Source organism: Prevotella sp. 20925_1_30 (assembly GCF_041433025.1).
GTDB classification, from domain to species: Bacteria; Bacteroidota; Bacteroidia; order Bacteroidales; family Bacteroidaceae; genus Prevotella; species Prevotella vespertina.
The window spans coordinates 1-12,248 of the sequence record NZ_JAPWAR010000040.1 but is presented as its reverse complement, the minus strand read 5'-3'; the positions used below and the strand labels follow the sequence as shown (position 1 = coordinate 12,248).

The 12,248-nt window shown below is 38.5% G+C and carries 12 protein-coding genes; 7 read left to right on the top strand and 5 right to left on the bottom strand.

Translation table 11 applies throughout. From position 1 onward, the window contains the following. Window positions 1-182: 182 nt before the first annotated feature. Window positions 183-659: an arginine repressor gene (locus tag O3603_RS11425; protein ID WP_009434008.1), complete on the bottom strand. Its 477-nt coding sequence runs from the start codon at window positions 657-659 to the stop codon at window positions 183-185. Window positions 660-1,115: 456 nt separating this feature from the next. Between O3603_RS11425 and O3603_RS11420 the strand changes: the two genes are divergently transcribed. After that, the gene (locus tag O3603_RS11420; protein ID WP_371522929.1) at window positions 1,116-1,844 is read left to right on the top strand and encodes a Bax inhibitor-1/YccA family protein; all 729 of its coding nucleotides are present in this window, start codon (window positions 1,116-1,118) and stop codon (window positions 1,842-1,844) included. 134 nt (window positions 1,845-1,978) lie between these two features. Next, window positions 1,979-2,908, top strand: a complete 930-nt coding sequence (locus tag O3603_RS11415) for a M48 family metallopeptidase (RefSeq protein ID WP_314868379.1) — start codon at window positions 1,979-1,981, stop codon at window positions 2,906-2,908. A gap of 109 nt (window positions 2,909-3,017) precedes the next feature. Here the strand turns inward: O3603_RS11415 and O3603_RS11410 are convergent, their stop codons facing one another. Beyond that, on the bottom strand, window positions 3,018-3,971 hold the full coding sequence (locus O3603_RS11410) for an NAD-dependent epimerase/dehydratase family protein (RefSeq protein WP_371522927.1): 954 nt from the start codon (window positions 3,969-3,971) through the stop codon (window positions 3,018-3,020). 185 nt (window positions 3,972-4,156) lie between these two features. Between O3603_RS11410 and kbl the strand changes: the two genes are divergently transcribed. Beyond that, window positions 4,157-5,344 carry a glycine C-acetyltransferase gene (gene kbl / locus O3603_RS11405; protein WP_371522925.1) on the top strand — a complete coding sequence of 396 codons (1,188 nt, stop codon included), beginning with the start codon at window positions 4,157-4,159 and terminating at the stop codon, window positions 5,342-5,344. A 304-nt stretch (window positions 5,345-5,648) separates the two neighbouring features. Here kbl and O3603_RS11400 read toward each other — a convergent pair whose 3' ends face one another. Both O3603_RS11400 and O3603_RS11395 read right to left on the bottom strand, forming a co-directional pair. Continuing rightward, a complete protein-coding gene (locus O3603_RS11400; RefSeq protein WP_371522931.1) occupies window positions 5,649-6,299 on the bottom strand; it encodes a NigD-like C-terminal domain-containing protein in 651 nt (216 codons plus the stop codon). A 42-nt stretch (window positions 6,300-6,341) separates the two neighbouring features. Further along, window positions 6,342-7,541 carry an acyltransferase gene (locus tag O3603_RS11395; RefSeq protein ID WP_314518777.1) on the bottom strand — a complete coding sequence of 400 codons (1,200 nt, stop codon included), beginning with the start codon at window positions 7,539-7,541 and terminating at the stop codon, window positions 6,342-6,344. A gap of 236 nt (window positions 7,542-7,777) precedes the next feature. Between O3603_RS11395 and O3603_RS11390 the strand changes: the two genes are divergently transcribed. Both O3603_RS11390 and radC read left to right on the top strand, forming a co-directional pair. Further along, window positions 7,778-8,818, top strand: a complete 1,041-nt coding sequence (locus O3603_RS11390; protein WP_371522923.1) for a glycosyltransferase family 2 protein — start codon at window positions 7,778-7,780, stop codon at window positions 8,816-8,818. Window positions 8,819-9,053: 235 nt separating this feature from the next. Beyond that, window positions 9,054-9,740 carry a DNA repair protein RadC gene (gene radC, locus O3603_RS11385; RefSeq protein WP_315441220.1) on the top strand — a complete coding sequence of 229 codons (687 nt, stop codon included), beginning with the start codon at window positions 9,054-9,056 and terminating at the stop codon, window positions 9,738-9,740. Between the two features lie 33 nt (window positions 9,741-9,773). On the opposite strand, the gene O3603_RS11380 is transcribed toward radC, so the two are convergent. Beyond that, window positions 9,774-10,532: a hypothetical protein gene (locus O3603_RS11380; protein ID WP_371522921.1), complete on the bottom strand. Its 759-nt coding sequence runs from the start codon at window positions 10,530-10,532 to the stop codon at window positions 9,774-9,776. 220 nt (window positions 10,533-10,752) lie between these two features. Between O3603_RS11380 and O3603_RS11375 the strand changes: the two genes are divergently transcribed. Both O3603_RS11375 and O3603_RS11370 read left to right on the top strand, forming a co-directional pair. Then, window positions 10,753-11,073, top strand: coding sequence for a metal-sulfur cluster assembly factor (locus O3603_RS11375; RefSeq protein WP_009433903.1), 321 nt, complete (start codon window positions 10,753-10,755; stop codon window positions 11,071-11,073). A gap of 46 nt (window positions 11,074-11,119) precedes the next feature. Further along, window positions 11,120-11,884: a UDP-2,3-diacylglucosamine diphosphatase gene (locus O3603_RS11370; protein WP_155716002.1), complete on the top strand. Its 765-nt coding sequence runs from the start codon at window positions 11,120-11,122 to the stop codon at window positions 11,882-11,884. Window positions 11,885-12,248: the final 364 nt, after the last annotated feature.

Genomic DNA, 12,248 nt, shown 5'->3' with positions numbered 1-12,248 from the left:
GTGGCTTATTTCGTAAAAGCGAGTGCAAAGGTATATACTTTATCAAAAACTACCAAATGTTTTAAAGAAAAAGTTTCAAAAAAGTATTATTTTCTGGATCTATCTGTGTGAGAAAATAGGTTATAAAGCTCTACACCATATTATATTGAGGGTTTGATGAATTTAAATAAATATCATTGATATTATCCAATCTCTGGGATTACATACGACAAAACCCGTAAAATCTGCCCACGTGTAACACCTTCACGGATGGCGACAAAGATAGTATCATCTCCTGCTATTGTTCCCAAAATATAATCCGAATCACTTGCATCAATATCATATGCAATAGCACTGGCATAACCTGGTCTAGTCTTCACAATGGCCAATTGCCCCGAGATATTCACAGAAATATAACCACTACGCTGTAACATTTCTGCAGCCTTTCGGGGTGTTGTAACCCGCTTATACATAGTCTCGTTTGGTAAAACATACACATATTTTCCATTCATGGAAGCAGCTTTAGCCACTTTTAACTGCTTAAGATCACGACTGAGCGTTGCTTGTGTCAATTGAAATCCTTCTGCCTCTAAGGCTCTCAAAACCTCTTCTTGAGAACTAAGTTCCATACTAGATATCAACATTTTCAATGCTTCTAGTCTACTATTCTTCACTTTCATAAGCGTATGTTTATGCTTTAACGCAACAAATATAGATATTTAATTTATAAAAAACAAGTATTTTTGAATAAAAGTAACAATATTTTTTAATAACAAGCTATTACATAACAAAAAACAACTAACGAAGCGTATAAAACTCGAAATAGTATTCACAACAACAACAGGATCCCCCTCTAAATAGAACTTGTCACAATACAAAAAACGACAATAAATTCTCCTTTACCATACCACATACACATAATTATATATGATTAAGGTATATGCAACATCTACCACTACTCTCCTAAAAGATGTAAAAAACGATTATTATATTTGTTAGACTCTTTTCTTTCATTTATATTTGTAGCTAAATGGCATAGCATTTGTCCATTAAGCAAAAAAGAAGAAGAAGCTCTCATTATTATCAGTAGAGTTCCACAATAAAGAAGAAACAAACAGAAAACAAAACAAAAAGAAATGAATATGGATTTCAACAACTATTCAAAAGTGGTTAATAACCATGATCGTGACCTAGAAATGGCACGCGCATTTCCAGCCCTAATGCGTAAGGTATATGTATGGATGGCAATGGCACTCGCCATTACAGGTATTGTTGCTTATGGGGCAGGTAGTTCTCCTGCACTTATCCAAGCTCTCTACATTAGTAAAGGTCCTATGCTTATTGCAGCCTTAGTGGAGTTTGGCATCGTATGGTATCTATCATCTCGCATCTATAAGCTATCTCTTGCCAGCGCAACCCTATGGTTTATCCTCTTCTCTGCCATCAATGGTCTAACCCTTGGATGGATATTTGCAGTATACAAAATAGCCATCATTGCCAAAACCTTCTTTGTCACTGCAGGAACCTTTGGAGCAATGGCATTAATAGGATCAACGACGAAGAAGGATTTAACAAAGTTCGGAGGAGTACTCTTCATGGCATTAATTGGTTTGATTATAGCTAGTCTAGTCAACCTCTTCTTGCACAGTTCCACAATGGATTATATAGTCAGCATTGTTGGAGTGCTCATTTTTACAGGTCTCACCGCATGGGATGCACAAGCAATCAAACGTAACCTTCTCATGGCTCCAGATAGTGGAGAATCAGCCCAAAAGATAGCACTCCTAGGTTCATTGAGTCTCTATCTCGACTTTATCAACCTCTTCCTTTATCTTCTTCGATTCTTTGGTAACAATAAAAACTAAGACATTTAAATATCATACGGACAACCCTCATGGTTGTCCGTATTTGATGAAATAAAATTGATAAAAGACTTGACTATTCAAAAGAATATCCATATATTTGTCACAAATTAACTTTAACAAACAAAACAGTTCGTATGAGAAAGAGATTTTACAGTGTATGTATTGCCACATTACTCATTGCAGGAGCAACACCAATGAAGGCGCAGTTCAATATAGGGAAAGCTGCAAGTGGTGCCGTAAAAGCAGCCAAAGCTGCAACTTTGACAGATGCGGACATGGCAAATTACGTAAAAGAATACGTTGCTTGGTTGGATAAGAACAACAAAGTTTGCGATGCTCGCAGCCCTTACACAAAGCGTCTTAACAAATTAACACAAGGTCTTACCAATGTAGAAGGAATCCCTTTGAACTTTAAAGTTTACTATGTAACAGACGTCAATGCCTTTGCCTGCCCTGATGGAAGCGTACGAGTATTCTCATCCCTCATGGATCTTATGACAGACGAAGAACTTTTGGGCGTTATTGGACATGAGATTGGTCACGTTGCACATAAAGACTCTAAGAAAAGATTCCGTACCTCCCTACTTACTTCTGCGCTCAAAGATGGACTCGCTGCAACCAATGGTAAAGCCGCAGCACTTACTGATTCACAACTTGGTGAACTAGGCGAATCACTCCTCAATGCCACTTACTCTCAGAAACAAGAGAGTCAGGCAGATGCTTACGGATATGAGTTTCTGAAAGAGAATGGCAAAAATCCATGGGCTATTGCACTATCTTTCGAGAAATTAAAGAAACTCGAAGAAGACCAAGGTATCCAAAAAGAAGGTAAATGGAAGCGTATGTTCTCTTCACACCCAGATCTTGACAAGCGTATCAAAACTATGAGTAAGCTTGCAACAAAGGATGGATTTGCACGTCCAGAGAACAAGATGCCTGAAAAGATAGAACCAGAGAAGACTACATCTACTAGTCAGACAACCAACAAACAAGGTACAAAAAAGACTTCTACTGGTAAAAAGCCTGTAGGAAAGAAACCAGCTCCTAAAGGAAAAAGAAGATAATAAAAGTAAACTCAGAAATTATCTGTAGTAACTTATACATTTACTTATAAACAAGAAAGAGAGGCAGTTATCAAGATGATAATCTGCCTCTCTTTTATCTTTAAAAGGACTATTTCAACTTTACCTTTAAGTTCTTTAGCATATCAATCGTCATGGATTCCAAATCAAATTGTGGTTTCCAATCCCATTCCTCACGTGCACAACTATCATCTAAATTATCAGGCCAACTGTCGGCAATGCTCTGCTTGAGTGGATCAACATTATATTCCATCTCAAAGTCGGGCTTATGACGCTTAATAACATTGAATATCTCTTCAGGATCAAAGCTCATCGATGCAATGTTGAAGCCGTTACGATGCACCAAACGGGATGGGTCAGCCTCCATTAAGGAAATGGCTGCATTCAATCCATCAGGCATATACATCATATCCATCAGTGTACCTTTCTTAATTGGGCACACAAATTTTTCACCTCGAACAGCCGAGTAGTAGATATCGACAGCATAGTCAGTTGTACCACCACCAGGAGGTGTCACATAAGAAATCAAACCAGGGAAACGTACAGAACGAGTATCTACTCCATATTTATTGAAGTAATAATCACTCAACAATTCAGTAGCAACCTTTGACACACCATAGATAGTTCTTGGACGCTGTATCGTATCCTGTGGTGTCTTGACACGAGGTGTACTCGGACCAAATGAGCCTATAGAACTAGGCGTGAAGACCGCACATTGATTCTCACGTGCAACTTCCAAGATGTTCCAAAGACCATCAATACCAATCTTCCAAGCTAACTGTGGCTTATTCTCCGCCACGACAGACAACAAGGCTGCAAGGTTATAAATCGTATCAACATGATACTTCTTTACAACCTCCGCAATCATTTGCGGGTTTGTAACATCAGCCTCTGCAAAAGGTCCACCATCCCTCAGTTCACCCGTAGGTTCAGCACCTTTAATATAACCAGCGACGATGTTCTCATTGCCATAACACTTTCTCAATTCCCTGGTAAGCTCTGAGCCTATCTGCCCAGTGGAGCCTATCACCAAAACATTTTTCATATATATAGATAAGTTGATAATCCATTTTGTTGCAAAGTAAACATATTTTTATCGAATAGAGCTCTTCGATATCTTAAAATTATCAAAATTACTGATTCTATTACAAAAAAGCATTGTAAAACATCCTTATTCTCGTTTTTTATACCTTACTTTGCCCTGTATAACAATTAAAAGAATCTAATGTTATGTATGGAAAGATGAAAGAATATCTCTGCAACTCACTTGCAGAGATAACAGAAGCAGGGCTTTACAAGAATGAAAGAATCATCGAAAGCCCACAGAGTGCAGCAATTGAAGTAAAAGGTAAAGAGGTTTTGAACTTCTGCGCCAATAACTATTTGGGGCTTTCCAATCACCCTCGTCTGATTGAAGGTGCCAAGAAGATGATGGACAAGAGAGGCTTCGGTATGTCATCAGTACGCTTTATCTGTGGTACACAAGATGGACATAAAGAGCTTGAAGCTGCTATCTCCGAATACTTCAAAACAGAAGATACTATCCTCTATGCAGCATGCTTTGATGCTAATGGAGGTGTATTCGAACCTTTGTTCACAGACGAAGATGCTATCATTTCCGATGCGCTAAATCACGCCTCTATCATTGATGGTGTGCGCCTTTGCAAAGCTAAACGTTATCGTTATGCCAATGCAGATATGGCTGATTTAGAGCGTTGCTTGCAAGAGGCACAAGTCCAACGTTTCCGCATTATTGTTACTGATGGCGTGTTCTCAATGGATGGTAATGTGGCTCCAATAGACAAGATTTGCGACCTTGCAGAGAAGTATGACGCTCTCGTAATGGTTGATGAATCACACTCAGCGGGCGTTGTTGGTGCTACTGGTCATGGTGTTAGCGAGCTTTGCAAGACCTATGGTCGTGTGGACATATATACTGGAACCTTAGGAAAAGCATTCGGTGGAGCATTAGGAGGATTCACTACTGGACGTAAGGAGATTATTGATATGCTTCGTCAACGCAGTCGCCCATACCTCTTCTCCAACTCTCTTGCACCTTGTATCATCGGTGCGAGCCTTGAAGTATTTAAGATGTTGAAGGAAAGCAACGCCCTTCATGATCAGCTGGTAGAGAACGTTAACTACTTTAGAGACCACATGTTGGCTGCTGGATTCGATATTAAACCCACCCAAAGTGCCATCTGTGCCGTTATGCTCTACGATGCTAAACTATCTCAAGTATATGCAGCTAAGTTGTTAGAAGAGGGTATCTATGTTACAGGGTTCTACTATCCTGTTGTTCCAAAGGGGCAGGCTCGCATTCGAGTTCAAATCTCGGCAGGTCACAATCGTGAGCAACTTGACAAGTGTATAGCAGCCTTCATCAAAGTTGGTAAGGAACTTGAAGTATTAAAGTAAGGGCATTTACGCACAAAAAACACATCATTTTAAGAACAAGAAAAGCTGTATCTACATTTCGATACAGCTTTTCTTATGTCCGAAAAAAGACTTCCTTGAATTAATTTTTAGTTTATTTTTTTCAAAGAATCAATTTATTTTCATGTTATTATTAGTCTATTTTTTTGAATATAAAAACATACCTTCAAATCAACATAACAATCTCCTATCATTTAAAAAACACTCTTGAAGATAATAGGTAGGCGTCTTGTAAACGACAAAGAACGACGTTATATAAAACAAACTATACTAAAAAGGGATATTATCAGAAGTATTTTCTAACCATTCCATTATAGGTATTGATGTCTAAAACAATGGAGTCTCTCGTCTGAATATTCGTCATTGGCATACTAACAAATATACGTGCACTGTAATACTCTGGTACGCCATTCTGCGCATGATACAATCGCATATAGAAGTTCTTACCTCCATCTAACCTTCTTTTTACCGAGTCAACAACAATAGCTAACGATTGTGCAACCTTTTTATCATCAACTTTACCTGTTTTCAAAGACAATCCAAGGTTAAGATAACGGCGACTCTTACTTATCCAAGCACTCTCAAATGTCACAGGATCAGTGTGTATATCTACCACATCCAATGCAAACTTCATCTGCAAAACAGGTACAGGACTAATATCAATAGCCTTTGTCACACCTTCAACCACCTTATTATAATATAGCATTGCACGGTAAGTCGTGTCGGGTTTAACCGCCCATAGCTTTTTTACATGAGGTCGTAACGACAAGTGTTCACCCTTGTCTGTGACAGCCTCAACCAGTTCGGAAGCATCATTTGAACGCACTTCAACAAAGTCAGTGTTAAGGTATGACAAGCCAGAATCACCCTTTTCGAAGAAGTCATGCTTACAGGCAACAACCATAAGTAATGTTACAAGCAACATTACTATGGTCATTCCGCCCTGTATCTTACTATTGATTCTCGTACTCACAGAGGTTTATTTCTTAAAAGTAAGACGATTCAACAACGATTTTAAACGCCCACTTTCTGAAGATGCATCTATATAATTTTTTGCGGGATAAGCGTATTGTGTGAGCAAGCAAGTACGCAAGAATTGCTCATCACGATTCTCTATATCAATCTTCTCAATCTGTCCTGCAAGGTAGGAATCGAACTTTTCGTAATCATCCTGCGTGTAATACTCCTCGTAAACCTTCGTGTCTTGAATCATATCAAGGGCAACGTAATTAATAGGATAGAGCTTATAACTACTATGAATTTCGTGGTCAATATGAGAAGCGATGGCATCAAAGAGCTTATTTTTGGGTAAATCAGTATCCAAAGTATCGAGCCAATCGTCTATACATGGTGCACAATGATAGAAGATATGACCTTTAAATCCCTTGATACCTATCAACATACTCTCTAAGTCATCCTCGGCAGTCTTCTTCCAATAAGGTATGTCTCGACGTAATTGATATTCCCTTGCCTTGAGGTAGTCACATGGGTCATACTCATAAGAGATGGATAGTGGAACTATATGCAACTGCTTCAAGCGATCAATAATACTCCCTTCACCACCCATAACCATCATTTTTAAGATTGCAGGTTGGGTGAGATCGTTAGAGTTCTTAGCACGACCTTGACGTTGCGCAATCCATACATTCTCGTTTTTCTCTGCCACTGCGAAATGGATATATTCGGACATTCGCTTGCTGGCACGCAACATTTCAACAGAATGTAACGCCCTTTCAACGGTAAAAGACTTATTAATACGCACCAAGTCACGTATCCAATCAGCAGAGAGAAGATTATCTCCGATTGCAATCTCGCATGTTGTAGAGAAGCCAACATCTATCAGCAACTTATCCAAAAAGGCTGAATCAAGAACAATATCACGATGGTTACTAATGAAAGTGTACCGTTTTCGGATGTCAATGTTCGTTGCGTCCATACTAAGACCTAAGCTCAAGGTCGTCACCAAACGCTGTAAGAAGGGATAACAAAATGCTTTCTGAAATTCAAGATTCGTCTTACAAGCTCGTATCTTCTGCTCCAGTATTTCCATAGGAACATCAGGATAAAGATATGCTAACACTTGTTGAAACTGCTTGTCAGCAAGAATCCGATCATAGACTACTGGTAATTCCTCTGGTTCAAAGGGGCGAATAGGATCAAACTCCGATGGTATCTTCATAACTATAAGTAATTAATTTATTTCTACTTTATTAGTACAAATATAGGTAAAACAGCCCAATCTCTAAAATAGAAGACCATCGTTTAACAGAAGATTAACAATTTTCTCTAACCTTGTCATATTATCCGAACTATACGTAAAGGTAATTACCTTAACAAGATAATGTTATATTTATGAGGATAATAATACGCTAAATTACTTGCCAATCACAAACAAAGTGTTATCTTTGCAATGTTATGAAGTACAGCATTATAGTACCCGTTTTCAACCGACCAGATGAGGTTGATGAGCTATTAGAGAGTCTTCTCCACCAAAAGGAGGCGGATTTTGAAGTGGTCATCGTCGAAGATGGCTCAAAAGTAACATGTGAGGAGGTTTGCAACAAGTATATTGACAAACTCGATTTACATTATTATTATAAGGAGAACTCAGGACCTGGTCAGAGTCGAAACTATGGTGCAGAACGGGCAAAGGGAGAGTATTTACTCATCCTTGACTCAGATGTAGTACTTCCTGAAGGTTATCTACAAGCTATCAGCAAAGAGCTTTCGAGAGAACCTGCAGATGCCTTTGGAGGACCAGACAAAGCGCATGATTCGTTCACAGATACGCAGAAGGCAATCTCTTACTCAATGACATCTTTCTTCACAACAGGGGGCATCCGTGGGGGAAAAAAGAAACTAGATAAATTTTATCCACGCTCCTTTAACATGGGTATTCGTCGTGATGTTTACAGGGAATTAGGCGGTTTCTCCAAGATGCGCTTTGGCGAAGATATTGATTTCTCTATACGTATATTCAAGGCTGGGAAACGCTGTCGTCTCTTCCCAGAGGCATGGGTGTGGCATAAAAGACGCACAGACTTCCGCAAGTTCTGGCGACAGGTTTACAATTCAGGTATTGCCCGTATCAACCTATATAAGAAGTATCCTGAATCTCTGAAGGTTGTCCATCTCTTGCCTATGATATTCACTCTTGGGGTTCTCTTTCTCACTTTGATTATCCTTTGTGGGCTGTTAATCATAGTTTGCACATCAGCTAAAACTCTTGGTTGTAGCCTTATCTTCTTAGGGTTATTACCCCTTCTTCTTTATAGTGCAACCATCTGTATAGACTCAACAATGCAAAATCATAGTTTGAAAATCGGCTTCCTTAGTATACGTGCAGCTTTTTATCAGCTCATAGGTTACGGCTGTGGATTCATTAATGCATGGTGGAAACGATGCGTATGTAGCCGTGAAGAGTTTGCAGCCTACCAAAAGAACTTCTATAGTTAATTCATAATTCACAATTCAAAGTTCCCCTCTATTAAAATATAACAACCGCCTATCTACAATCATCAAAACCTATCACTATGAATGAATCAATTTGCCATAGTAGGGACAGACGCCCCTGTTTATCAAGGGACTTCATTTATACTACGGACAGACGAAGGCGTCCGTTCCTATTTTGTTAGCTGTTACGAGAACATTTGATATACCTTATTAGGAGAAAAGAATATCACATTAAACTATGAAAAGTATATCCATTAACAACTGGGCAGAGGCTGACCGCCCACGTGAGAAACTGGAGAGACTGGGGGCAAGTGTGCTCAGTGATGCAGAATTATTGGCTATTCTTATTGGTTCAGGAACAGCAAATGAGAGTGCTGTCGACCTAATGAAACATATTTTAAAAGATTGTCATAACAATCTAAACTCACTGGGGAAGTTATCTATACATCAGCTAGAAGGATATAAAGGAATTGGTCCGGCAAAGGCTATAACGATACTTGCAGCATGTGAATTGGGTAAACGCAGGCAACGTGCAAAGGTTGAAGAAGTCCCCTTACTGAATAGTGCAGAAGCCATTTACAATTATATGTACACCACCATTCAAGACCTCGACATTGAAGAGGGTTGGATACTAATGATGAAGCAAAACTTTCGTCTTATAGAGGCCAAACGTATCTCAATTGGTGGACTAACTATGGCTCCAATTGATATAAGACTTATGATGAAAGAGGTATTAATGAAGAATACTACCATCCTTGCATTCTGTCATAATCATCCCAGTGGGAACACATCTCCCAGCCATGAGGATGATCTTCTTACCACACGCATACGGAAAGCATGCGAATTACTAAGCATTCACTTCGCTGATCATGTAGTCCTCACTGATGGGCAATATTACTCTTATCGTGAAGAGGGAAGACTCTAAGAATTCTCTCGAAGCTCGATAATAAACAAAAGTCTACCACTCCCACCAGTTCTTTCCTTCCACCTCGTGCCACTCACCTAAGGGCTCTACACTCCAAACTAGACCAGAGTTCCGCCAATAAGTAATTCTCACCTTATTATAATGCTCTAGTTCCAAGTAATGTGCATAGCTAATAAGATGCTCTGGAGAAGAGGATAGAGTGTCACCTTCCCATGTAATAACATAATTGGTAAAAGAACGCCTTTGAACTATTGTGTCTAGCGTAAATGAGCCTTCATAAGTAACAACATCATTATCCACAAAGTCCTTTATATAAGCTGTAACACCCCTAATAATAAGGAAAAGAGAAGTTATCCCTAAAATAGAAAAACCAATCTTGGTATACCATTTATACTCCTTAACACGCCAACAAAAGATGCCAAAGATGCTAACATCTATTCCGAAAGAGAACAGAAGAGCTGTCAAAAAGAGTCCACAATAACCTTCTCGTGTATGTAAACCAAAGTAACTTGGATATATACAAAGAGGTAACAAGAAAATAAAGAGTGCTGTGCCAAGCGAAACAAGCAGTTTGGTACGCTTTTCATTAAAATTAAGTTGTCCCCAAATCTTCCTTCTTTGTACTTTAGAAGTAGCCTTACTCTTTCGCGCACTCTGATTAGCTTCAGCCAAGATAGCATTCCACTTAGCACTGCCAGGCTGTACCTCATGTGTTCCGAGAGCGTCCCGAACAGTAATCCTTACAGGCTTCTTATTTTGATAAGTGATATTCCAACTATACCAATCACCCATGATAATCATCCTTCTTTATCATTGCACAAATATACAATAATATGTTTGTAAAACCAAGATAAATGCCCTTCTTTCCTTAGCAAGCTATTGTGATTATTATTTAAAATTACTATCTTTGCAAAAGATAGGTAACATCTGGCAATTTAAAAACATTTTTTATTGCACTTATTAACACTATCTTTACAAGTTACACATTATAAATTAACACCCAATTAAATATATGACACAAGAAGAAAAGACACAGATAGAAGAAAAAATCGTTGATGTGTTGAAGACCGTCTATGACCCAGAAATACCTGTAAATATCTATGATCTTGGAATGATCTATAAGATTGATGTAGACGAGAAAGGTAATCTTGACATGGACATGACATTCACAGCACCATCTTGCCCTGCAGCAGATTTCATCCTTGAAGATGTACGAACAAAGGTGGAAAGTGTTGAGGGAATAAAGTCAGCTAACATCAATCTAGTCTTTGACCCAGTATGGGATCAAAGCATGATGTCTGAGGAGGCACGGGTTGAATTAGGCTTTGAATAAAGCCACAATAGCTCGTTAACACCCCATTCACTTAAAATTCAAAGACATGAAAAATATCTATTTCCTTTCTGATGCACACCTTGGTTCACTAGCCATAAAACATAGACGCACACAAGAACGCCGTCTAGTCCGTTTCTTGGATAGCATAAAAAACAAGGCTGCAGCTATTTATCTACTAGGCGATATGTTCGACTTTTGGAACGAATATAAGTATGTTGTTCCAAAAGGATATACTCGATTCCTAGGAAAAATATCAGAGTTAACAGATATGGGAGTAGAGGTGCACTTCTTTACAGGTAATCATGATCTTTGGACTTACGGATACTTAGAAGAGGAATGTGGCGTTATCCTTCATCGTCAACCCATCACAACCGAGATCTACGATAAGGTTTTCTATCTTGCACATGGTGATGGACTAGGAGATCCAGATCCTATATTTCAGTTCTTAAGGAAAGTCTTTCACAATCGAGTATGCCAACGATTACTCAACTTCTTCCACCCTTGGTGGGGTATGCAATTAGGTTTGAATTGGGCAAAAAAGAGCCGATTAAAACGTATTGATGGGAAAGAAGCTCCCTACATGGGCGAAGATAAAGAATATTTAGTGCGTTTCACAAAAGATTACATGCGCACACATAAAGACGTCGATTATTATATCTATGGTCATCGACATATTGAATTAGATCTCACACTATCACGGAAAGTACGCATGCTGATACTTGGAGATTGGATATGGCAGTTCACTTACGCAGTATTCGATGGTGAACATATGTTCCTAGAGGAATACGTTGAAGGGGAAAGCAAGCCTTAACAAAAGTAAAAATAAGCCTATTATCAAGATAAAAAGTTATTTTTTAGCTATAAAAACTCATTTTCCTTAGAAAGTATTTGGAAGTTACAAAACAAACTCGTATCTTTGCATTGTCTTTTAAGAGATAGTATTCTTGAATAAAGAAAGGCTATTAACTAAATGGAAATAGCATATTAAAAAGAATTTAAGACATTCATAATATAAAATTAAAACTCAGGTTTGTAGATTAAGTTTAGTCAAAAGAAAGGTGGTTGTCGTGAGACAACTACCTTTCGCATTTTATAACAATTCACCTCTTATATATATCCTACTCTATCACTACTAACGAAAAATTACTATACAACTTCATACTTATCAGTAGTTA